The sequence below is a fragment of the Brachybacterium sp. GCM10030252 genome (genome assembly GCF_042666535.1).
In the GTDB taxonomy this organism is placed as follows: Bacteria; Actinomycetota; Actinomycetes; order Actinomycetales; family Dermabacteraceae; genus Brachybacterium.
Genome location: NZ_JBHTDM010000006.1, coordinates 189,309 through 211,087 on the forward strand (window position 1 = coordinate 189,309; position 21,779 = coordinate 211,087).

Annotated in this window: 24 protein-coding genes and 2 tRNA genes; 8 read left to right on the forward strand and 18 right to left on the reverse strand. The window is 68.8% G+C overall.

Annotation, left to right across the window (positions count from 1 at the left end):
- The gene (locus tag ACFQRJ_RS05670) at positions 1–474 is read right to left on the reverse strand and encodes an aminoacyl-tRNA deacylase (RefSeq protein ID WP_377017959.1); all 474 of its coding nucleotides are present in this window, start codon (positions 472–474) and stop codon (positions 1–3) included.
- 92 nt (positions 475–566) lie between these two features.
- On the opposite strand from ACFQRJ_RS05670, the gene ACFQRJ_RS05675 reads away from it, so the two are divergent.
- On the forward strand, positions 567–1,388 hold the full coding sequence (locus tag ACFQRJ_RS05675) for a hypothetical protein (RefSeq protein ID WP_377017961.1): 822 nt from the start codon (positions 567–569) through the stop codon (positions 1,386–1,388).
- 12 nt (positions 1,389–1,400) lie between these two features.
- On the opposite strand, the gene ACFQRJ_RS05680 is transcribed toward ACFQRJ_RS05675, so the two are convergent.
- The 5 genes from ACFQRJ_RS05680 to ACFQRJ_RS05700 all read right to left on the reverse strand — a co-directional run bounded on the left by ACFQRJ_RS05680 (position 1,401) and on the right by ACFQRJ_RS05700 (position 5,572).
- Complete coding sequence (locus ACFQRJ_RS05680; protein WP_377017963.1) at positions 1,401–2,207, reverse strand: aminoglycoside 3'-phosphotransferase; 807 nt, start codon at positions 2,205–2,207, stop codon at positions 1,401–1,403.
- 19 nt (positions 2,208–2,226) lie between these two features.
- Positions 2,227–3,798, reverse strand: coding sequence for a molybdopterin-dependent oxidoreductase (locus tag ACFQRJ_RS05685; RefSeq protein WP_377017965.1), 1,572 nt, complete (start codon positions 3,796–3,798; stop codon positions 2,227–2,229).
- Positions 3,795–4,589 carry an anti-sigma factor domain-containing protein gene (locus ACFQRJ_RS05690; RefSeq protein WP_377017967.1) on the reverse strand — a complete coding sequence of 265 codons (795 nt, stop codon included), beginning with the start codon at positions 4,587–4,589 and terminating at the stop codon, positions 3,795–3,797. The genes ACFQRJ_RS05685 and ACFQRJ_RS05690 overlap by 4 nt, the downstream gene beginning before the upstream one ends.
- On the reverse strand, positions 4,586–5,224 hold the full coding sequence (sigK, locus tag ACFQRJ_RS05695; protein ID WP_377017970.1) for an ECF RNA polymerase sigma factor SigK: 639 nt from the start codon (positions 5,222–5,224) through the stop codon (positions 4,586–4,588). Before sigK ends, ACFQRJ_RS05690 begins: the two co-directional genes overlap by 4 nt.
- 114 nt (positions 5,225–5,338) lie before the next feature.
- Positions 5,339–5,572, reverse strand: a complete 234-nt coding sequence (locus tag ACFQRJ_RS05700; protein WP_377017972.1) for a hypothetical protein — start codon at positions 5,570–5,572, stop codon at positions 5,339–5,341.
- Between the two features lie 217 nt (positions 5,573–5,789).
- Here ACFQRJ_RS05700 and ACFQRJ_RS05705 point away from each other — a divergent pair.
- From ACFQRJ_RS05705 to ACFQRJ_RS05720, 4 genes are all read left to right on the forward strand, one after another.
- A tRNA-Ile gene (locus ACFQRJ_RS05705) sits at positions 5,790–5,863 on the forward strand.
- Positions 5,864–5,883: 20 nt separating this feature from the next.
- Positions 5,884–6,066, forward strand: coding sequence for a DLW-39 family protein (locus tag ACFQRJ_RS05710; RefSeq protein WP_377017974.1), 183 nt, complete (start codon positions 5,884–5,886; stop codon positions 6,064–6,066).
- Between the two features lie 33 nt (positions 6,067–6,099).
- Positions 6,100–6,172 (forward strand) — tRNA-Ala (locus ACFQRJ_RS05715).
- Positions 6,173–6,419: 247 nt separating this feature from the next.
- Entirely contained in the window at positions 6,420–6,983 is a 564-nt protein-coding gene (locus ACFQRJ_RS05720; RefSeq protein WP_377017976.1) for a hypothetical protein, read from the forward strand.
- An 86-nt stretch (positions 6,984–7,069) separates the two neighbouring features.
- Here the strand turns inward: ACFQRJ_RS05720 and ACFQRJ_RS05725 are convergent, their stop codons facing one another.
- From ACFQRJ_RS05725 to ACFQRJ_RS05735, 3 genes are read right to left on the reverse strand one after another with little or no spacing between them, the layout of a single operon-like run.
- The gene (locus tag ACFQRJ_RS05725) at positions 7,070–7,729 is read right to left on the reverse strand and encodes a response regulator (RefSeq protein WP_377017978.1); all 660 of its coding nucleotides are present in this window, start codon (positions 7,727–7,729) and stop codon (positions 7,070–7,072) included.
- On the reverse strand, positions 7,702–7,944 hold the full coding sequence (locus ACFQRJ_RS05730) for a sensor histidine kinase (protein WP_377017980.1): 243 nt from the start codon (positions 7,942–7,944) through the stop codon (positions 7,702–7,704). Before ACFQRJ_RS05730 ends, ACFQRJ_RS05725 begins: the two co-directional genes overlap by 28 nt.
- A gap of 5 nt (positions 7,945–7,949) precedes the next feature.
- Positions 7,950–8,891 carry a histidine kinase gene (locus ACFQRJ_RS05735; RefSeq protein ID WP_377017982.1) on the reverse strand — a complete coding sequence of 314 codons (942 nt, stop codon included), beginning with the start codon at positions 8,889–8,891 and terminating at the stop codon, positions 7,950–7,952.
- 143 nt (positions 8,892–9,034) lie between these two features.
- Between ACFQRJ_RS05735 and ACFQRJ_RS05740 the strand changes: the two genes are divergently transcribed.
- The 3 genes from ACFQRJ_RS05740 to ACFQRJ_RS05750 all read left to right on the forward strand — a co-directional run bounded on the left by ACFQRJ_RS05740 (position 9,035) and on the right by ACFQRJ_RS05750 (position 12,431).
- Positions 9,035–9,829 (forward strand): ABC transporter ATP-binding protein, encoded by a 795-nt coding sequence (locus ACFQRJ_RS05740; RefSeq protein ID WP_377017984.1) that lies wholly within the window; start codon positions 9,035–9,037, stop codon positions 9,827–9,829.
- Positions 9,826–11,943, forward strand: a complete 2,118-nt coding sequence (locus ACFQRJ_RS05745) for an FtsX-like permease family protein (RefSeq protein WP_377017986.1) — start codon at positions 9,826–9,828, stop codon at positions 11,941–11,943. The genes ACFQRJ_RS05740 and ACFQRJ_RS05745 overlap by 4 nt, the downstream gene beginning before the upstream one ends.
- A gap of 80 nt (positions 11,944–12,023) precedes the next feature.
- On the forward strand, positions 12,024–12,431 hold the full coding sequence (locus tag ACFQRJ_RS05750) for a hypothetical protein (protein WP_377017988.1): 408 nt from the start codon (positions 12,024–12,026) through the stop codon (positions 12,429–12,431).
- 599 nt (positions 12,432–13,030) lie between these two features.
- Here ACFQRJ_RS05750 and ACFQRJ_RS05755 read toward each other — a convergent pair.
- Genes ACFQRJ_RS05755 through idi form a run of 9 tightly spaced genes read right to left on the reverse strand, consistent with a single transcriptional unit; the run spans position 13,031 to position 21,728 of the window.
- Positions 13,031–14,251, reverse strand: coding sequence for a ferrochelatase (locus ACFQRJ_RS05755; protein WP_377017990.1), 1,221 nt, complete (start codon positions 14,249–14,251; stop codon positions 13,031–13,033).
- Complete coding sequence (locus ACFQRJ_RS05760) at positions 14,248–14,736, reverse strand: pyrimidine dimer DNA glycosylase/endonuclease V (protein ID WP_377017992.1); 489 nt, start codon at positions 14,734–14,736, stop codon at positions 14,248–14,250. The genes ACFQRJ_RS05755 and ACFQRJ_RS05760 overlap by 4 nt, the downstream gene beginning before the upstream one ends.
- On the reverse strand, positions 14,733–16,205 hold the full coding sequence (locus tag ACFQRJ_RS05765; protein WP_377017994.1) for an SDR family oxidoreductase: 1,473 nt from the start codon (positions 16,203–16,205) through the stop codon (positions 14,733–14,735). Before ACFQRJ_RS05765 ends, ACFQRJ_RS05760 begins: the two co-directional genes overlap by 4 nt.
- The gene (locus ACFQRJ_RS05770; RefSeq protein ID WP_377017996.1) at positions 16,202–17,092 is read right to left on the reverse strand and encodes a prenyltransferase; all 891 of its coding nucleotides are present in this window, start codon (positions 17,090–17,092) and stop codon (positions 16,202–16,204) included. Before ACFQRJ_RS05770 ends, ACFQRJ_RS05765 begins: the two co-directional genes overlap by 4 nt.
- Complete coding sequence (locus tag ACFQRJ_RS05775) at positions 17,089–17,415, reverse strand: lycopene cyclase domain-containing protein (RefSeq protein ID WP_377017998.1); 327 nt, start codon at positions 17,413–17,415, stop codon at positions 17,089–17,091. Before ACFQRJ_RS05775 ends, ACFQRJ_RS05770 begins: the two co-directional genes overlap by 4 nt.
- Positions 17,412–17,735 (reverse strand): lycopene cyclase domain-containing protein, encoded by a 324-nt coding sequence (locus ACFQRJ_RS05780; RefSeq protein WP_377018000.1) that lies wholly within the window; start codon positions 17,733–17,735, stop codon positions 17,412–17,414. The genes ACFQRJ_RS05775 and ACFQRJ_RS05780 overlap by 4 nt, the downstream gene beginning before the upstream one ends.
- On the reverse strand, positions 17,732–19,291 hold the full coding sequence (crtI, locus tag ACFQRJ_RS05785; RefSeq protein ID WP_377018002.1) for a phytoene desaturase family protein: 1,560 nt from the start codon (positions 19,289–19,291) through the stop codon (positions 17,732–17,734). The genes ACFQRJ_RS05780 and crtI overlap by 4 nt, the downstream gene beginning before the upstream one ends.
- The gene (locus ACFQRJ_RS05790) at positions 19,288–20,172 is read right to left on the reverse strand and encodes a phytoene/squalene synthase family protein (protein WP_377018004.1); all 885 of its coding nucleotides are present in this window, start codon (positions 20,170–20,172) and stop codon (positions 19,288–19,290) included. Before ACFQRJ_RS05790 ends, crtI begins: the two co-directional genes overlap by 4 nt.
- The gene (idi, locus tag ACFQRJ_RS05795) at positions 20,151–21,728 is read right to left on the reverse strand and encodes an isopentenyl-diphosphate Delta-isomerase (RefSeq protein ID WP_377018006.1); all 1,578 of its coding nucleotides are present in this window, start codon (positions 21,726–21,728) and stop codon (positions 20,151–20,153) included. Before idi ends, ACFQRJ_RS05790 begins: the two co-directional genes overlap by 22 nt.
- Positions 21,729–21,779 lie beyond the last annotated feature (51 nt).

Sequence of the window (21,779 nt, forward strand, 5' to 3'; positions counted from 1 at the left end):
CTACTGCAGCTCGGTGACGTCAGCGACCTGTGCCTGCAGGTGCGTGAGAGCGGGCTCGGCCGCAACGGTGACGGCGACGCCGTGGGCGCCCGCGCCGAGGGAGATGCGGCGCGTGGGATCCCCGGCCAGGGATGCGTCGGCGATCACCGGCCAGGCGGTGGTGGCGCCGAACGGGGTGATGGTCCCGCGTTCATAGCCGGTGACATCCCTGGCGACGTCCTTGTCGGGCATGGAAAGGCGGTTGACGCCGAGCACGGCGCGCAGCTTCGGCCAGGAGATCTCGCGATCGCCGGGCACCAGCACGAACAGGAAGTCCCCCTCGGCGCGGCGCACCACGAGCGTCTTGACGATCGATCCGGGCTCGACCCCGCGCGCGGCGGCCGCCTCGGCGAGGGAACCCACCCGCCCGTGCCGGGTGATCTCGTACTCCAGGCCGGAGGCCTCCAGGGCCTCGATCGCGCGGTGTTCGCTCATGTCCTCACGATAGTGACCCCGGCGCGCGATGGCGGGGTGGGGCGGGACACCGGATCCTGGGGCCGGCGGGTACCGGTGGTTAGAGTCGAGTGATGCCTCCTTCCCCCGCCGTGACCGCCCAGGCCGATCCCGTCGAGACCGAGGTCGACGCCGGCGTCGATGCCCCGGAGGACTATCCGTGGACAGGACCGGCGGTGCGCTCGGCACTGCTGCTCAGTGCCGGCATCGCGAACCTCGATCCGACGGGTGGAGTCGACGGCCCCACGGAGAACCAGGACGAGCCCCTGGTGGACGTCGGGGCGATCGAGTCGGCCCTGGTGACGGACGGCGCGGCCCCGCTGGCCGAGCGCACCCTGGTGGTGGCCGTCGGCTCCAACCAGACCCCGGAGACCATCGCCCGCAAGTACGCCCGCTCCGGGCGGGATCTGCACCCGGCGACCCCGTTCGTGCGGTGCACGGTGCGCGGTCTCGCCGTCGGCCACTGCGCCCACACCTCCCGGCGCGGGTACATCCCGGCGGCGCCCTATCGGGCCGAGGACGTGCGCACCGAGCTGGTGGCCACCTGGTTCGACGACGAGCAGCTCGCCGTGGTCGACGAGACCGAGCCGAACTACGAGCGGGTGCGCCTGGACGCGGCGCGATTCCCGCTCACCTTGGCCACGGGTCATCGGCCCGCCCACTACGACGTCTACGCCTCCAGCTGGGGAGTGGTCAGCCGCGACGTGCCCGTGCCCCTGCGCCACCGCCAGCAGGAGATGTTCGACGAGCTCGTGGCCCACACCGGCAGCGATCAGGCGCGCGGGACGGCCGCCGAGGTCTGCGCCCGCTTCGCCGCGGCGCCCGATGCCCTGAACCAGCTTCTGCGCCAGCACGGACTGGTGGCCCAGGACGGCCTGCCGCGCACCGCGAGCTGACCGTCCGAGGAGTTAACCCCAGGTCAGCGGGTCCAGCTGCAGGTGGAACCGGAGCCGATCCGCGTCGACGGGGTGCCCATAGAGGGGCTCCAGCGAGTCGGCGAACGTCTCGGCGAGCTCGGGCCAGGTGTCCCCGGAGTTAGCGAGCAGCAGACTGAGATCGGCGTGCCGGTCCGCGAGGCCGAGCCGACCGAGATCGATGAACCCTGTGACCTCGAGGGAGTCCGGGTCCACGAGGACGTTGGGCAAGCACAGGTCTCCGTGGCAGACCACGAGATCGCCCGCTTCGCGCTCGAGCTGTGCCGGGAGCTCGCTCTCCAGCGCTGTCAGCAGGTCACGCGGGTCGACGTGCTCCTGCTCAGGCCGCAGGAACTCCGGACTCACCGCCCCGCGGGAGACGACGTCGGCGGCCGTGGCGGCCATGTGCTGCAGCCCCCGATCGAAGGGGCAGTCGGAAATCGCCGTGGCATGGAGTCCGCGGGCGGCCCGCACGACGGACGCCCAGACCTGCCGGGCGTGACTTCGGTCGACCTGGTCCGCGGGGACGCCGGGGACCGCGGTGGTCACGAGACAGGCTCCGTCGGCGTTCGCCGCCCAGTGGGCCACGCGGGGACCAGGGATGCCGTGGCCTCCTGCCCATCGGGTACGGTCCCGCTCGGCGGCCAGGTCGGCAATCCCCTCCATCGGGACCAGCTTGGCGTACAGGCGTTCGCCCTCACTGGCGTGGACCCGCGCTGCGGACTCGCCGCTGTCCACCTCTCGCCACTGCTCATCGGCGAGGTCGCCCAGCAGCACTCGTTCCTCAGAGGTCCAGCTCATGCGTTCAGAGTACGCAGGCTCATCCCACCCGGAAGTCGACGCGGTGCCAGCCGCTGGCCCCGTTCGGAGCCGGGTTCGCACGCTGCTCGGTCTGGACCTCGCCCTCGCCGTCCGTCGCCCGCACCTCGGCGGTGTGCTCGCCGGGGGTAGCCTCCTCCCAGCGCAGGGACCATTGCGCCCACGTGTCAGCGCTGACCTCGGAGCCGAGGGTGGCCTCCCTCCACTCACCGTCGTCGATCCGCACCTCGACCGCGGCGATACCGCGCTGCTGCGCCCAGGCGGTGCCGCCGAGCATGACCGCTCCCTCGGCATCGGGCGCGAGGGTCGCCGAGGAACGGGGCACGTCGATGCGGGAGGCGGTCTTGATGGGGCCGCGCTCGGACCAGCCGCGGGTGGACCAGTAGGCGGTGTCGTCGGCGAAGCGCGTCACCGTCAGCTCCGTCAGCCACTTGGTGGCCGAGACGTACCCGTACAGCCCCGGCACCACCATCCGCACGGGATAGCCGTGCTCCAGTGGCAGCGGCTGACCGTTCATGCCGACGGCGAGCAGAGAGTCGCGCCCGTCGGTGAGGGCCTCCAGCGGGGTGGAGGCGGTGAACCCGTCGACCGAGCGGGAGAGGACCATGTCCGCGCCCTCGCGCACCCCGGCGCGCTCGAGCAGGGCGGCCACGGGTACGCCGAGCCAGGTGGCATTGCCCGCCAGATCGCCGCCGACGGGGTTGGAGACGCAGGCCAGCGTCACGTGCGCCTCGGTCATGGGCTCGGCGAGGAGGTCCTCGAAGCTCAGGGTGAGCTCGCGCTCCACGAGTCCGTGGATGCGCAGCTGCCAGGTCGTGGGATCCACGCGCGGCACGGCGAGGGCGGTGTCGATCCGGTAGAAGTCGCCGGTGGGCGTCAGGAACGGGGGCATGCCCGCGACGTCGATCTGGGCGCCCTCCGGGATCTCCTCGGCGCGGGAGCGGGGCGCCGGGAGGGCGAACTCCGCCGCCCGGCGCGCGAGGTCGCGGGAGGCGTTCACCCCGCGGGCCCCCGCGGCGACGATGACGGCGAGCACTCCGACCGCCCCGACGCCGACCAGGGAACGCCGGCGCGTCCAGGCCGCCTCGGCCGCGCCGTCCTCATCGGCCGGGACCGATGGGCCACGGACGAGGCGCAGCAGCATCAGCAGCGCCGGCACCGCGATCACGGTGCCGAGCACGGTCGGGATCGCGTCGGCCGCGGTGTTCTGCGCTCTGGTCAGCACGATCACGGCGGCGAACAGCCCGAGCCCGGCCAGCACCACGGCGGCGATGGCAGGACGGCGCGAACCGAGCCACCCGTTCAGTCCCGTCAGCACCACGTAGACGGTGAGCATCGAGGCGAACAGCACCATCTTGTCGTGGGTGCCGAACAGGGCGATGGCGAGGTCCTTCACCGCCGGCGGGATGATGTCGATGAAGCCGCCGCCGACGGCGATGAACGGCGCGGAGGAGGAGCTGAAGGCCAGGGATGCGAGCTCGGCGACGGCCAGCAGCACGATGCCGCCGATCACGCCCGCGACCACCGACCACCAGCGGTTGCCGGTCCGGAGCGGAACGGTGGGGGCGCTCATGAAAGTTCTCCCAGCATCATGGGGTCGGACGTGGGCTGGTCGGAGCCGGTCATCGGCTCGAGGGTCAATCCCAGCTCTGCCGAGGAGGGGACCTCTCCGTGCATCATCACGGTGTCGTCCGGCTCGGTGATCATCCCGGCGCTGTGGTACCCGGCGGGGTCGACCAGCCACACCTGGTAGGCACTGCCCTCGGGAGGTCGCGGCAGGTCACTGGCCTCGATGAGCATCGCCCCCTGCTGGCGGGAGTACATCAGGCTCAGACTGCCGCCGGGGTCCGCCGGGAGCGTGACGTGGGAGGCGTCGTCGGCCGCCATGATCGTCGACATCATCTCGTGCTCCTCCTCCATGGCCTCGATCGTGGCCCGGGCCTCCTGCTCGGCGGCCCGCTCGCTGCCCCACAGGCCGAAGCCGGCCACGGAGGTGACCAGCAGCAGCGCCGCCGCGACGGCGAGCCAGCGCGTGCGCCGCACGCTCGAGCGGTACCGATCCGCGGGAACGACGGCGGGATCGTGGGAGTCCGGGTCGGTGGCGTCGCCCGCGGGTCGGGTACCGGCTGGCGGGGGCAGCTGGCGGGTGCGGGCGATCCGTCCCATCACGGCGTCCTTGAGCTCGGGACGAGGGGCGATCGGGTCGAGGCCGCGAGCCAGCTCACCGGCGGTCTCCTCGAAGGATCCGGCCTCGGCCGCGGCGTCAGGGTCCTCGGCGAGGTACTCCTCGAATCGGGCGCGCTCGCCGGCGTCCAGGGCGTTCAGCGCCCAAGCTCCGGTCGCGCTGTGCTGGGGCTCGCTCACGAGGTCACCCCCAGCCTGTCGCGGAGGGCGACCATGCCGTCTCGGATGCGGGTCTTCGCGGTGCCGACGGGGATGTCGAGCAGGGCGGCCACCTCACGATGGCTGTAGCCGCCGAAATAGGCCAGGCGGATCGCATCGGCCTGCAGCGGGGTCAGGGACCCCAGGGCGTTGCGCACCCGCTGGGACTCGGCTCTCATGATCCCCTCCTCCTGCACGTCGATGACGTTCTCCTCGATCCTCCGCATCCCCTCGTCGGCGTCCCGGCGCCGTGCGGCCTCGCTGGCCCGGACGGTGTCCACCGCGCGGCGATGAGCGATGGAGCACAGCCACCCGTGCGCCGAGCCGCGGGCGGGATCGAACCGGGTGGCCTGCCGCCAGATCTCCACGAAGACCTCCTGCAGCACCTCCTCGCTCATCGGGACATCGCGCACTACTCGTCTCACCAGGGCGAACAGCAGCGGCGAGACCTCGTCGTACAGGTGGGAGAACGCGTCCTCGTCCCCGAGGGCCACCCGGCCCAGCAGCTCGGCGACCTCAGGTGACTGGCCTGTACCCGCGCCGATCAGGCGCATGTCGGCATCACCGGGCCGCGGCCGCGCGCTGGGTGGATCCGCCTCGAGGGGCTCACGAGGCATCGGCAGCTCCTTCCGGGATCGCAGGGACGGCAGGACGCCGGTGCGGCGCGCCCGCCGGTGCGACAACTGCGTGCAGTGTGCGCCGCCGTGCGCGGATCCGCCACCGTCGAGGGGTCACATGTCCTCGTCGGAGTCCATGTCCTCGTGCTCCTGGTCCTCCATGCCGCCGCCGTCGGACATCTCGCCACCGCCATCGGAGGACATCGAGCCGTCCTCGGTCTGCTCCATCGAGGGCTGGTCGCCCTCGTCCATCGTCGGCTCCTCGTCCGTGCCGCCGGAGCACGCGGCGAGCAGGGCGACGGAGGCGGCCAGGGTGCCGACGGCGGGGAGCAGAGTGCGGACCTTCATGACGGTCTCCTTCGAATCTCAGCGTGGTCGCACCCGATCGGGTGCCACGAGAGGAGTTCGGAGCCGACGGCGGACCGGATTGGTCCGAGATCGCATCGATCCCGGGGCCTGTGACCTCCCGTACAACTGCCCTGGCCGGTTGGACGCGGTGGGAGGTGGCGCGGTAGCGTAGTTCGTCGGTGGCTGAGGCCGGTACGCTTCGGAGATCAGCCCCCATGGGCCTATAGCTCAGTCGGTTAGAGCGCTGTCCTGATAAGACAGAGGTCACTGGTTCAAGTCCAGTTAGGCCCACTTCGAGGATCGGAGGACTCGTGAAGACGTTCATCAAGGTCGCCGCCGTCCTGATCGGCACGTCCGCCGCCGGTCTCCTCGCCTGGCGGAAGGTCGAATCCGACCGGATGCGCAATGATCTGTGGAGCGAGGCCGAGCGCGTCTCCGCAGAGCAGGACGCAGCCGCGGAGCAGGCCGAGTCCGCTCCCGCAGCCCGGATCTGATCCACCCGCTTCATCCCGGCGCCACGGCGCTCAGGGGCCTTGGCGCAATTGGTAGCGCATCTGCTTTGCAAGCAGAGGGTTAGGGGTTCGAGTCCCCTAGGCTCCACGTAAGTCGAGAGAATTGGGACGGAGCACTCCTGCATCCGTGGGGCCCGCAAGATGGTGCGCCGCGTCGCTCACATCGGCACCGGCGAGCACGAACAGCAGCATGTAGATGCCTGCCGCCGCGGCCCTGCGGCCTTGCGGAATTCCACCTTCGTGAGGAGCCTGCCCGGGCCGGGAACGCCTACAAGCAGTACCGTACGTCCCACCTCGTGCGTTTGCTGCAGATCGGACGCCTGCAAGAGCTGGGCATGCCGTTGTCGAGCATCGCGGAGCTCGAAGAAACCGGCGAGGCCTTCACACGGACGCTGCGCGCCCTCGATTCCCAGCTCGCCGCCTCCATCGCCCACCAGCAGCAGGTGCGGGTCGAGATCGCTGACCTCCTGCGCCATCGCGCCGACCCCGACGTCCCCGCCGGGTTCGCCGACCTCGCAGACCAACTCACACCTGCCGACCGCGCGATGGTCATGATCAGCGCCCAGTTTTACGAGGAGCAGGGCCGCCAGGACATGCGGGCCATCGCCGCGCACCACCGGAAGGCCGACGATGCCTTCGACGAGCTCGCTCCGGACGCCACCGCCGACGAGATCCGGGCTGTCGACGCACGTTTGGCTCCAGTGCTCCGCGCGATCCACGAGCAGTACCCGGGCACGCGGACCCCGCCGACGGGCATCGTCAGTCGCGCCGCATTGGAAGACTTCGCCCAGGCGGTCACCGACCTCTATAACCCCGCCCAGGTAGAGGTGCTGCGCCAGGCGCACCGGCTCGCGCTCGAAGGTCCCACAGACTCCGCCCGGGACGCCGCGGAACAGTAGATCTCCAGCTCGGTTGCGCGGACATCCACGAATCGGATCGTGCCGAAACCATCGTGACCCGACAGCGCACCGAGGGTATCGACGGCCTACCGGATGAGTTGTGCGCGCCAGGCCCACGCGGCAATCTCGACGCGGTTGCGGGCCCCGAGTTTCACGCTGATATTCCGTGCGTGGGTCTTCACCGTGGAGACGGTGATGAACATGTCGGCTGCGATCTCCTCGTTCGTGCGACCCCGGGCTATGGCGGTCGCGATCTCGAGTTCGCGCGAGGAGAGGTCGTGCGAGGGATCCGGCGCCGGCTGGTTGTCGGCGATCTCGCCGAGCAGTCTCATCGTGATCGAGGGGGAGACGAGGGCGTCACCGCTGGCTGCAGCATGGACAGCCTCGACCAGGAGGCGCGGGCCGGCGTCCTTCAGCAGGAACCCCGAGGCCCCCGACAGGATCGCGGTGCGCAGGTACTCATCGGTGTCGAAGGTGGTCACGACGACCACGCGCGGAGCCTCGGGCATCGTGGTGATGAGCCGTGTCGCGTCCAGCCCGTTCATCCCCGGCATACGGATGTCCATCAGCACCACGTCGGGGCGCAGCCGTCTCGCCGCGCTCACCGCGTCCTGCCCGGTCCCGACGAGGCCGACCACGGCGATGTCGTCCTCTGCTTCGAGCACCATGCGGAAGCCGGTGCGGACCATCTCGTGGTCGTCGGCTAGGACAACGCCGATCATCGCGCCGCGCCTGTCGGGAGGCACGCGCGGACGCACCAGGTTCCCGGCACGTCCGGCCCGACGTCCAGACGTCCGCCGAGCATCGCGACCCGTTCCGCGATGCCCGCCAGTCCGTAGCCGGCTGGTCCCTGGCCAGCGGCATGCTGCCGGACGCCGTCGTTGCGGATCTCGAGGACCAGCTCTGCGCCGACCCTCCGCACATCGACCCAGGTACGTCCGGCCGGGGCGTGCCGCCGCACATTGGTCAGCGCCTCGCGGACGATCCGGTAGGCAGATTCCCCGAGCCCCGAGAGAGAGAGGCGTCCGCAGCATCGAGGGTGAGTGTGGTCCGCTCCCGCCCCGGGTCGAAGCTGTCCACGAGGGCCGGGATATCTGCCAGACCGTAGGGGACGGAGAGCGGGGCGGGATGTGCCGATTCATCGCGGATCGCGCCGACCATGCGTCGCATACCGGAAAGCGCCTCGGAGCCGGCTTCCTCGATCGCGGAGAACGCCGCTGCTGCTCTCTCGGAATCGGTGCGGGCGACAGCGTTCGCCGCCTGGGCCTGCACGACGATGCCGCTGACCTGATGAGCGACGACATCATGGAGCTCCCGTGCGAGCTCCAGCCGCTCCGCGCGCCGAGCGTCATCCAGCGCCGCCTGTCGAGTCGACCGGACGTGTCGCGCCGCGATCCCGGCTGTCGCCGCACAGCCCCAGAGCACGATGCCGAGCAGAGCGGAGGTGGCATCAGGCTCGAGACGCAGCAGCACACCGGCGAGGACCGCCAGCAGCGTCGCGGCGCCGATGACGACCGCACCGCGGGGCGAGGACTCGCGCCGCATCCCGACCACGGTGGCCACGAGCAACGCAGCAGCCTCGGTCACGGACGGCGCGAGGTGGCCGGTGAAGGCCGCGAGCAGAGAGGCAAGCAGCGAGAGCGAAAGGATCGTCACCACCGTGGCGCGCGGGGGCAGCAACCAGCGCAGGAGGGCGATGGCGGCGGCGATGAACGCGACGAGCGCCGTAGCCAGCGCTCCGGCGATTGCCTCGATGCCGGGGTCCGGGGGCATAAACCGCACGCCGAGCTCGAAGTCCATCGCCAGGAGCAGCATCAACAGCAGAAGCTCGACCACCACCGACACAGGCCGCATCCATACCGGGCGAGAGGCCCGCCGCACCTGCCATCCCTCGATGATGTCCACCACGCGAATAGTTTAGAACGGGGCCGGGCTGCGGCTGCGGGGCAGTCGCGGCCGGACGGATTCTCGTCCGAACGAACGATCAGCGGCGGCGCAGATCGCTCCTGCGGCCGAGGCGTACGGAGGGGCCCGCTCAGCATCATGAAGACATGCCTCCCCTCATGAACGACTCTCCGGAGACCACCGACGATACAGAGAAGCAGTACGCCGTCCGTGTGCTCGACGTCGTGCGCGAGTACGGCTCCGGCACCGGGAAGGTCCGCGCTCTGGACGGCCTCAGCATCGCCGTGGCGGCGAATCGCTTCACCGCGATCATGGGTGCGTCCGGTTCGGGCAAGTCCACTCTTCTCCACTGCCTGGCGGGCCTCGACCCGCCGACCTCCGGACGGGTCCTGCTGGGCAGAACTGAGCTCGGCTCCCTGGATGACCGTGCACTGACCGCCGAGCGCCGCGACAGGATCGGCTTCGTGTTCCAGGACGGCAACCTGCTCCCGCATCTCACCGCAGGCGAGAACATCGACCTGGGTGCCTCTCTGTCGGGTCGTCGTCCCGACCGGTCATGGCGCACGCAGCTCGTCGAGCGCCTGGGCATCGTGGACCGACTCGGCCACCTGCCGTCGCAGTTGTCCGGTGGGCAGCGCCAGCGCGCCGCCGTCGCGCGTGCGCTGCTGGGACGCCCGGACCTGGTCGTGGCCGATGAGCCGACCGGCGCCCTGGACAGCACCTCGAGCCGCCAGCTCCTGGAGATGCTCCGCGGGTGCGTCGACGACTACGGGCAGACCGTGGTCATGGTGACGCACGACCCTGCCGCCGCGGCGTTCACCGACGAGGTGATCCTGCTCGAGGACGGGCGGGCCGTCGATGCTTTCCCCTCCGCGAGCAGCAAGGCAGTGCTCGAGCGCGTCGGCGAGAGCGCCACCCGTCAGGCGGTGAGCAGGCGATGATCCTGCGCACCGCCCTTCTGAGCGCGCTCCGGCGCCCGCGCCAGGCGATCCTGATCGGGATTGCCGTCGTTGCCGCCACCGCTTTTGCCGCCGCGGCGCTCCTCCTTGCCATCAACGGACGAGTCGCCCTGGAAGCGTTCGGGATCACCACCCCGAAGGCGGCGGACGGCGTGATCGTCCCGCCTGGGGACTTGGAGGCGGGGGAGGTCTACGGGATCGCGGAGGCCGTCCGGGCGCTGCCCGACACGGATCAGGTCGTCGTCGAATCCCTCGGAGACGTGGAGGTGGAGATCGGCGGGACCACCTCGACATGGAAGCTGAGCAGCGATCCGGGCTCTGGTCCGCTGACCGCGGTGCCCGACCTGGCCTCAGGCAGCGCGCCGGAGCTCGGCCAGGTGGTGCTGGGCGAACGGACAGCCGATCGATCCGGAGTTTCGGTGGGGGACCCGCTTGTCGTGGAGGGCCGTGAGCTGACGGTGGCCGGGATCGGACCGGTGCACGAGTTCGGGCGGGACGCGGCACTGATCCGCGAGGCGGACGCCGCCGATTTCGGCTCCGTCATGACTCCTGTCCAGATCTTTGTCACTGGCGACGTGGACCTCACCGAGCTCGAGGCTGTGGCGCCGAGCAGCGTGGTCTTCAGTGGCGAGGAAAAGCGAGCGGAGGAGGCGCGGACGGTGACGGACACCCTCGTCGGCGTCATCGGCGGTCTCGTCCTGTTCGTCGCCCTGGCCATGCTGGCGGCCGTGGTGATCGTGAGCTCTACCTTCCGCATCCTCCTCGCTCGCCGTGCCACCGAGCTCTCCCTTCTGCGCTGCATCGGGGCGACCCGGGCGCAGGTGCGTCGGCTCGTGCTCGTCGAAGCCGTATGCATCGGTATCGTCGGCGGTATCCTCGGGGTCGGCATCGGCACCGGCGTCGGTGCGGCGATGATCGCGATCGCTCGGGACGCGGGACTGTTGGCCGACCCATTCAGCGCGCCCGTGGCGGGACTGATCGGCTGCGTTGCCCTGGCCACGGTGTCCTCGCTGGTCGCGGCGCTGCCCGCGGCTCGCGCCGCCGGGCAGGCGTCACCCGTCGAAGCGCTCGGCAGCTCTCGTTCGACCGAGGCACGTCCGGTGCGACGACGGCTGCGCCTCGTCCTCGCCATCGCTCTCACGGCCGCGGCGGTGGCAGCCGCCGGCCTCGGTGTGCTCGTCTCTACCGAGCAGGAGTTCCTCGGGTTGGCGCTCGTGGCGCTCAGCGGCACCCTGGTGTTCCTCGCGCTCGTGCTCGTCGGACCGTTCTTGGTGAGCTTCGCCGCCACCGTGCTGAGGCCACTGGCGTCCCGGTTCCCGTCGATGAGTCTTGCGGTCGCGAACGCCCGTCGCGCGTCACGGCGCACCGCCGCGATAACCACCGTGCTCACTCTCGGAGTAGGGCTCACCGCGGCGCTCACCGTGGGAGTCGCAGGTGCCACGCAGGACGCCCGCGAAGGGGTCGCTCGGAACTTCCCCGCACCAGCGATCATCCCTACCGACATGGTCGAGGACCCGCACGCCCTTGTCGCTCAACTCGACGAGCACCCCTCCGTCGAGGCACGGATCGACGATCTCGACATTCTCATCGACGCGAGCCCGGGAACGAGCGACGACGAGCTGCGAACGGCGGTGCTCGAGACCACCGACCCTGGCACAGACGTCTTCTGGGCGGCAGATGTGCAGTCGGGTATCGACCAGATGATCCTCATCGGACAAGCCGTCGGTGGCGCGATGACCGGCGTGACCATCCTCGTCGCACTGATCGGCGTCACGGTCACCTTGGCCCTCTCGGTCACCGAGCGGCGCCAAGAGATCTCACTGCTGCGAGCGCTGGGCCTGACCCGGGCCGTGACACGTCGTTCGATCGGTGCCGAGGCCGCACTCGCAGCAGCGGTCGGCGCCAGCACGGGTGTCGGCCTCGGAAGCATCTTCGGCGCCCTCGCTCTGCACATCCTCGGTATGGATGTGGGGACGCCACCCCTCGGAGCCCTCGCTCTGCTGTTCCTCGCAGTGATCGCTGTTGCGATCGCGGCCGCGGCGATCCCGATGTGGAACGCCAGCCGCGTCCCACCCGCCATCGGGCTGGTGGGGTGATTCGACACCGAGCCGCCCCGCCCGCCGCTCCGAGACCGCTGTGAGCGGTCGATCTCTCCCACACCGCACGGAGGCACACCATGGCCACCCCACGTCGAACCGTTCAGCTTTCTGCCGTTGGAGCGGCTGCCACGATGCTCCTCAGCGGCTGCACGATCTTTCAGGACGCCTTCCAGATAGGAAAGAGGGAATTTACCTTCGACACCGCCGCCGAGGCGAAGGCGTCGAGCGAGTCTTTCCGCTTCCAAGGATTCCTTCCCGACGACGCCACCGACATCAGACTCGTCGCGCAGCTCGACAGTGATGAGAACGTGTTCCAGTGGACTAGCCCGACGCCGTTCACCTCGGAGCTCTGCACCGAAGGCGCGGTCTCCACCGAACCGCGAATCGACGCCCAATGGCTACCGGAGTCATTACCCGATGAGGGCCATATTTGCGGCACCTGGACAGTCGTGCACAGCGGAGACGTTCATTACGCCTGGAACTGACGCGCCGTCATCGCACCGACCCTCGACGCCTCATCGAGTTCGTCGGAGCCAGCCGCGGTCGCGGGCGACCCTCGCCGCGTCGCGGCGAGCCGTGGTACCGGTATCGTGCATATTGTGCCGGGAGTAGGAGAGGTACTTGTAAGCCACGTCCGGCACGAGGGACAATCGCCCCGGAGAGCTCCCGGGCCGAGTAGCTCTCGCGGTCAGCGATCGGCGAACTGCCCAGGACAGACGCTTCAAGCACGTAGTGGCCATAATTGAGCAACATCACCTGCACGAAGCGGATCACCGCGTAGACCGCTGACACTGTGAGCAGAGCACTGACCGAGGCGACATTGTCGTTCATTTCGGTTACGGCCCGCTCACTCGAATTATCAACGAGTCGACGCGGAACCAGGTCGGTGAGATCAAAGCGTCCGAGCAAAAATGTCACCGCGACACCGTGATATCGATGAGCAGTAAGCCCCGACGAACAGAACGAGGCCCCCCTCGTCACCGAGATAAAAGTAACGCCTCGTCCGCGGACGGAGCCGCTTCCTGGACGCGTACACGATGCTGAATCGGAGAGCAGCGGGACTCGCCGCCGGGGGTTCCGGCCGTCACGGCATAATACCCGCGATCGCCGGGCGGGCATTCGCTTCCGCCTTCGCACAACAGCCCGGGCGGCACACGTCGAACCACGGGCCGATCCGCGTGACGCTTGCCCGCTCGTCGACCGGGCGCCCCACAATGCGCTCGCGCACGAGATCGACAAGAGCGTCGACGAATGTCGGGTGCACGCCGGGAGTCGGGACGCGCGTCATCCACAGCCCGTGATCCTCCGCCGTCTCTCGTGCCTCGCGGTCGAGGTCCCAGAGCACCTCGAGGTGATCGCTCACGAACCCGATGGGCACGACGACGACCGCAGTGCGCCGATCGAGCGCCGCGATTGCGTCGTTGATATCGGGCTCGAGCCACGGAGTCGACGGTGCGCCGGAGCGCGACTGGTAGACCAGCTGCCACGAGACGTCGGGAGCGGCATCGGCGACGACTTGCTCGGCGACCGCGAGATGCTGCGCCACGTAACCCTCGCCGTCGGCATCATCGGATGCGCCCGCGCCCGAGAGCGCCGCATCGGCCGATGGGATGCTGTGCGTCGTGAACAGCACTTCGATCGCGTCTCGACGGTGGCCCGCGTACTCGGCCGAGACAACGGCCTCGCGCAGCCCCTCCGCAAACGGCTCGACGAATCCGGGATGCGAGAAGAACTGGCGCACCTTGTCGATCTGCAGGACCTCGCTGAGTCCGGCGGACTCGAGCGCGTCCGCCCAGTCTTCGCGATACTGGCGGCACGAAGAGTATGACGAGTACGCGCTCGTCGGAATCGCGATGACGCGCCGCGCGCCATTCCGCGCGGCCGCAGCGAGCGCCTCGTCGAGATAAGGCGCCCAGTTTCGATTGCCCCAGTACACCGGGAGGTCCAGTCCGGCGGTCAGGAGCGCCTCCTGCAACGCTGTGCGAAGCGTCCGGTTCTGCTCGTTGATCGGACTGACACCTCCGAAGACACGGTAGTGCCGCGCGACCTCTTCGAGACGCTCATCGGGGATCCCGCGCCCGCGGGTCACGTTGCGCAGAAACGGCAGCACGTCTTCCTGTCCCTCCGGACCGCCGAACCCGGACAGGAGCACGGCGTCGTAGGAGACCGGCTCTGTGATGTGCGCTGAACCGGACTGCGCGGCCGGCGTCGCCGAGGCGACGACAGCTCCTGGCTCGAGGTGCACGCCCGTGGCCTGCGGTGGTTTTGTCTCGCGTCGAGGGGTCGAAGCTGAGGTATCTGTCATGCGTGTCTCCTGTTATCGGGGGAACCAGAGTGTCGAGCGACGGTCACTTCGTTCGGTGGCACTTTCTCCCAGTCGGCGACCGGCCCGTCGACGACGACAAAGCTCGGGTGCGGGTGCGGCGCGTGAATCCCCTGCCAGTGCTTCCAGACGCCGGGACTGCGCTGCCGCAGCTTCTCGGACAGGTGCGACCACTCGTATGCGAGCTGCCCTGTCGTCACTGTGATCTCCGCGCGGGACCCCGTCGCGAGGATCTTCTCGCGCGCGAATCGATAGCCCCGCGCATCGGCATCATCGACGATCGCCGTGAGGAAGTCGCCGATCGCCGTGAGCGGGTCATCGGTCTGCTGGAAGCGCCGCAGCTGCGGGTGGTGCGAATACCCGCGGCCCGGGTTCAGGACCACGGCCTGGGCGAGGAGCGCCTCCCGCCACGCCGCGACGAGTCCTACTCGGTCGAGATACTGTGGATGGAGCGACCAGAGTCTCATGAGGCCGCTCCCGATGAGCGCTCGGCTGCACGCAGGATGCTCGTGACCATACCGCCGAAGATCACGCCGTGAATCGGCAACAATGTCACCCAATATACCCGCCCCGCAAGTCCCTTCGGAACGAACACAGCCCGCTGACGATAGACGGATCCTCGTCCGTCCGGCTCGACCCCGAGCTCGAGCCACCCGCGGCCCGGCATCCGCATCTCTGCGGATAGGCGCAGCGCGCGGCCGCGGTCGAGCCATTCCACGCGCCACACGTCGACGACATCGCCTGTGTGAAGGCGGGACGGGTGCCGTCGTCCGCGCCGCATTCCGACCCCCCCGGACAGCCGATCGATCCACCCCCGTACGGCCCAGGCGAACGGGGAGGAATACCAGCCATTGTCTCCGCCGATCGATTCGATGATCTTCCAGACCTCTTCAGGCGGCGCCTCGCTGCGACGCTCGCGCACGTCGGTGCGCACGGCACCCCCTGCCCAATCGGGGTCGCTCGGCAACGGGTCACTCGGCGCCCCCGGAACGGTGGCGCTCTGCCAGCTGGTCTCCACCTGGCCGTCGCGCTCGCGGCTCAGCGCCAGCCGCACGGCGCCTCGGTAGGACATCAGCCCGTCTCGGGGCGGCGGGATGATGCGGTCGATGTCGCGCTCGTCCGCCACGCAGTCGTTCTGAAGCGAGGCGATTATCGGTACCGCGATCCGGCGTGGAACCGGAGTGACCAGGTTCACCCACTGCGAGGCGAGCCAGGGAGTGAGGACGGGAAGAGCAACAATGGGCCGCTGAGGCAACCCGGCTTCGAGAGCGTAGTCGTTCATCATCTGGCCGTAAGTCAGCACGTCCGGTCCACCGATGTCGAAGGTCCGGTTGATGCGCTCATCCAGCGCGACCGATTCGACGAGGTAGCGGAGCACGTCGCGTACAGCAATCGGCTGCACGCGATTGCGCACCCAGCGAGGGGCAGGCATGCACGGCAGCACCTCGGTGAGATGCCGGATCATCTCGAACGACGCCGAGCCAGATCCGATCACGATCCCTGCCTTGAACACGATCGCCGGGACGTCGCAATCGAGGAAAGCCTGACCGACAGCGGCGCGCGATGCTAGATGGGGCGATAGTGCGGCTTCGGACGGATGCAGCCCGCCGAGGTAGACGATCCTCCCCACGCCCGCATCCTCCGCCGCCTGCGCGAACGATTCGGCATCGCGTCTCTCCGCTGCCCCGAAATCTTTGCCGGCTCGCATGGAGTGCACGAGGTAGAAGGCGACGTCGACACCGGTCATCGCGCGCCGCACGGCCGCAGAATTCGACAGGTCGCCCTCGGCGATACGGACACGACCGCGCCAAGGCACGTCGGTCAGCTTCCACGGCGAGCGCGCCAGGCAGGTGACCTCGTAGCCTGCCTGGAGCAGCTGCGGCACCAGCCGCCCGCCGACGTACCCGGTGGCTCCCGTCACGAGCACACGTGTCATAGGTGGAGTTCCTCTAGGAAGTTGATGATGAGAATTATGGTGATTGCGAATCCGGTCACATAGTTGATGGCGAGAAAGCGCCGCCACGCAGTGTTGACGTTTCCGGACTCGTCGTCGCCCACGCGAAGATACGGCGCTGCGCTCACGACGTAGGGCACCGCGGCGGCCGCGGCGAGCGATGCGGGCCACGGAGTGAACAGCATGAGCGCGCCCGCACCGAGCCATAGTCCGACGGCAAGTCTCACGGTGGCGGCCGCGCCCAGCGCGGTCGCCACGGACCCGATCGCCGCAGCGCGATCGGGAACGACGTCCTGCACGGCTCCGAATGCGTGACTCGCCATGCCCCACAGGAAGAAGGCCGTCATCGTGACGACGATCGGCCCCGTCACGGTGGTTCCGGTGAGAGCCAGTCCACAGAGCGCAGGGAGCACGAAGTGCAGACTCGATGTCACGGAGTCGAGGAAGGGGATCTCCTTGAAGCGCAGGCCGGGGGCCGAGTAGGCGATGACCGCGAACAGACTGATCGCAAGCAGCGCCCAGAAGCGTGGTTGGTCGGATGCGAGCACTACCAGCGCGACCACGAACGGGACGGCGAGGGCCACTGCCGCGATGAGCGTCACCCGGTGCAGGCGCGGAGGCAGCGTCGCGCCCTCCACCCCTCCCTTTCGCGGGTTGGCGAGATCCGAGCTGTAGTCGAAGACGTCATTGACGCCGTACATGAGGAAGTTGTAAGGCACGAGGAAGAAGAGCGTGCCGATGAGGAATGCCGCGCCCAGGCCATCCGTGGTGAGCAGATAGGCCGCAGCAAATGGATAGGCCGTGTTGATCCAGCTGAGAGGACGCGACGCGACAGTGAGCGTGGTGAGGGTGGAGAGGTAGCCGCTCATCGGCGCGCTCCGCGCTGACGCGAGGCGAGAAGCTCACGCACTCCGGCGAGCAGGAGCGAGCCGACGACCGGGTAGAGGAAGTCCTCCAGCGGCATGAGCCCAAGACGCCACCCCAGCGTGTGCCCATGCCCGAAATCGAACAAACCGGCTGCCATCATGATGTTGTCGAAGATAGCGGTGAGGATCGTCAGGCATGCTGTCGTCGCTGCCCACGTCGTGACGTACGTCCGAAGACGGCCGCGGCCGTGCGCGTTAGCGGCCCCGACCGCGAACACGATCAGGCCGACGATGATAAACGGAAGCGACATGAGCAGGTAAGTCATCGCGTTTCGCTCCTCTCCGTCAGCCGTTGCCAGCCGCCCAGCAGCACGAGCGTCAGATACGTCAGAAACGACACGAACAGAAGCTCTTCGAGCGGGAAGTGTGGTGCCAGCAGCACGCCGGTCGCCCATCGGGAGTCGAGATGACGGAAGACCCCAAAGCCTATGCCCACGGCATCCCACGCGAGGAAGAACACGGTGCCGACGCCGAGCGCGGCTCCCGTGCGGACCGGAGCGCCGCCGAACGCGAGCCGATAGCGAGCGTCCACGAGGCCGACACACGCGCCGCTCACGATCAGGGAGACGGCGTAGAAAGCGCTCATGGCACGTTCACCGGCCCGGGAGACCGGTCATTCCGGACGAGCTTCAGCACGAGCTCCGCGCCGATCAGACACATAGGCACCCCGACGCCCGGCACCGCGGTCGCTCCGGTGTAGAACAGTCCGCCGACACGCCGCGACCGCGTCACCCCGCGGAAGAAGGCGCTCTGCCGGAGCGTATGCGCGGGCCCCAGCGCGCTACCGCGGAACGCATGGAACTCGACGGCGAAATCCCCGGGTCCGATCGTGCGGCGCACGACGATGCGGTCCGCGAGATCGGGGATTGCCGCCCACTCGGCGATCTGTGTGATGGCGTGATCGGCGATCTCGGTCACGGCGACGTCGCCGAGACCGTTCGCCCCCCCGCGTCCGATGCTCACGTCGGGCGGCACCGGCACGAGGACGAAAAGATTCTCGTGGCCGTCGGGGGCGACGTGCTCGTCGCTTGCACTCGGCATGCACACGTACAGAGACGGCGGCGTGGGCACCCGCGGTTCGGATCCGAAGATCGCGTCGAAGTTCTCGTGCCAGTCGTTGGAGAAGAACAGCGTATGGTGCCGAAGCTGCGGCAGTTCGCCGCGCACACCGAGCATGACCAGCACGGCCCCCGGTCCGGAGACCTGCTCGGTCCAGCGGCGGTCAGGATATGAGCGGTCGCTCTCGGCGAGCAGCGCGGTCTCCGCATGGTGCTCGTCGATCGCCGACACGACGATATCGGCCTCGATCGTCCGTCGCACGCCGGCACGATCGACCGTGACGCCGCGTACAGCGCCATCACCCGAGAGGATCTCGGCGACCTCGCTCTCTGTCTCGATCCGGACGCCGTGGGCACGCGCGAGTTCGACGAGCGAGCCGACGAAGCCGCGGAAGCCGCCTCGCGGGTACCGCACACCGTCGACGAGATCCATGTGGCTCATCAGATGGTAAAGCGCCGGCGCGTCGAACGGGGACGTGCCGAGGAACACTGCCGGGTAGCCGAGGATCTGTCGCAGCCGACGGTCGGCGACCCTATGGCAGATCATCGACCAGAGCGAGCGCGTGAGAAGGGGGACGATCGCGGGCGCGTTCCGCAGCACGCAGGGCGCGGCGAAGGACCGCCAGGAGGAGAAGGTGTTGTAGAGGTACGCTTCGCGCGCTGCCTCGTAGGTCCGCGTCGCCGAAGAGAGGTATCGTCGTACACGCCGTCCGGCGCCCTGCTCGCGCGCTTCGAACAGCTTTGCGACGGCGTCCGTCCCCGACCGCACGTCGATCGGCGCGCGATCCGCGGACCCGTCGGGCTCGCCGTAGACCCGATAGCCGGGGTCTAGCGAGACGAGGTCGAAGTGCTCCGAGGCTGTCGTGCCCATCAGGCGGTAGAAGTGCTCGAAGACCTCGGGCATGAGGTACCACGACGGCCCCGTGTCGAATGAGAAGCCGTCGCACTCCCAGGCTCCGGCGCGACCGCCGAGATCGGTGCGGCGTTCAACGAGCGTGACGTCGTGTCCGTCGCGCGCCAGCAAACCGGCTGTCGCGAGCCCGCTGACGCCGCCCCCGATGACGACCACCTGTGAGCGGCTCATCGTGCGACCTTCCGCGCCCACGCACGCACCAGGATCTGCGCCTTCACCGGGTCGGGCACACGCACGCGCTCGCGGGCGACGAGGGCGGCCGGGGCGCGATCGATGCGCGCGACGAGTTCGCCGAAGAGCGAGCGCGCGGCCCAGACGGCAGAGCGACACGATGAATCCAACAGCGAGATGGCGACGTCAGCTTCCGCGAGGTCGTCGCGGATCTCGCGCACGAGACCGTCCTTCGCCGTGTCCGTGAGCCCATCGCCCGTGCCGGGGAGATAGCGCCGCCCCAGCGAGTCGCGATCGTCTGCCCAGTCCCGCAGGAAATTGACTTTCTGGAACGCAGCGCCGAGCCGGCGCGCACCCTCCCGCAACTCCTGACGCTCGCCGTCGGAGCGAGGTCGATCTCCCTCGAAGACAGCCAGGCACATCAGTCCGACGACTTCCGCGGACCCGTAGATATACGTCGCGAGCGCCTTCTCGTCGAACTCGACAGCACCGAGATCGGCACGCATTGACGCGAAGAAGGGCCGAACGAGATCTCGGCCGATTCCGTACTCGCGCGCGGTGAGTGCGAATGCGTGGACGATGAGATCGGTGCTGTACCCGCGCTCGCACGCGCGCGTCGTCTCGGTCTCGAGCCCGTCCAGGAGCGCGCGCCGCTCGTTCTCATCGACTCCCGCCGCCTCCGCGGGGCCGTCGACGAGCTCGTCGGCGATCCTGACGAGTGCGTAGATCCGAGCGATATTGGTGCGCACACGAGGGTGCATGAGCCGGTTCGCCCAGGCGAACGAAGTCGAGTAGCGGCGCAATACGGTAGTCGCGCTATCCGTTGCGGCTCGGTTGTAGAGGCTCAGATCGGTGACGCTCAGGCCCGGCGCGCGCTGCATTCGTTGCTCGCCTCCTCCAGCAGTTGCACCAGCTCCACGGGCAGATCAGCGGCGTGAATGCGCCGACGGACCTCATCGCGTCGCGCGTCGATCCGGGATTCGACGTACGCGCGCGCGCCCGATCGCTCGACGACGTCTCGGACCTGCGCGCCGTCCGCCGGCGTCAGGCTCTCGTCGCCGAAGTGATGCGCGATGTCGGACCACGCAGGATCATGGCGCGCGTACGAAATCAGCAGTGTCTCCTTGCCCTCCCGGAGGTCGCTCAGGACCGATTTCCCCGTCTCACACTCATCGCCGAATGTGCCGAGCACATCGTCACGGAGCTGGTAGATAACGCCGATCTGCCGCGCGATCACGTCGACCGCATCGGCGACGCGACGAGGTGCCCCTGAGAGCGCCGCAGCGAGAGCCAGCGGCGCGCGGAACGAATACGCCGCCGTCTTGTGCTCGATCATCGCAATGACGTCGTCCGAGGTCGGGTCGGACAAGTGCATGCTGAGAAGCACATCGGTATGCTCGCCAGCCGCGCTCTCCAGGACCGTCTCGCTGAAGATCTCGAGCGCGGACCGACGCCGATCTTCGGCGACGTCGAGCGTCGCGATGAGGCCGTGGGCGCGCGTGATAAGCAGGTCCCCCGCGATGATCGACGACGCATCTCCCCACGCACGCGCGTCGCGTTGCGTCGCACCGGCTGCTTGCGCCTCGGAGGCGAATCGTCCCGCGACGTTCTCACGACCGCGCCGCGTGAGGTCGCCGTCGATCACGTCATCATGGATGACCAGCGCGGCGTGCAGCAGTTCAATCGCACACGCGGCGTCGACGGCCGCGCGATCGTCCTCGCCGCCGAGCGCGCGATAGGCGTCGAGCAGAAGACGTGGGCGGACCTTTTTCCCCCCGTGCGCGATGACTTCGACCGTCTCCCACAGGCGTACGTACGACGGTGTAAAGCGTCGGGCTTCGTCACGGCCAGAGCGAAGTATCTCCGTCATCCGAGCTTCGAAGACAGGGAAAAGTGGCACAGGGTGCGCGCACTCGCGCGGAGTGAGTGCGGACATGACGCCCGGAAGGTGAGACACCAGCCACGGGCTGAACGCCCACGGCGCCGCGCTCACGGCCGCCGACAAGTCGTCGGGCGAGATCCACTGGATCTCTGCCACCTCATCGCGATTCGGCTCGAGAGAAGACGTTGCTCTGGCCACGAAGACCGGACAGTACTCGTTCTCCTCGATGCCCGAGGCGTCGCGGGCCGTATATCGGAACTCAGGCAGGGGACACGAAAGGATCTCGATCTCCAGGCCCAATTCGAACTTCGCTCGCCGTCGAACAGCGTCTTCGAGGCTCTCGCCAGGCTCGGGGTGGCCGCAGTACGAGTTTGTCCACACCCCCGGCCAGGTGCGCTTGCCGAGCGCGCGACGCGTCACCAGCACGTGACCGTCCGATCGCACCACGTGACACGAGAACGCAAGGTGACGCGGGGTCTTCCCCCCGTGAGCGGTCTCCTTGGGGTGGGTGCCGACAGCGACGCCATCATCATCAACGAGAACCACGTGCTCCACGGACGAGCTCCATTTCTTTCGCCTAGCGAGACATCAACCTACCATAAGATA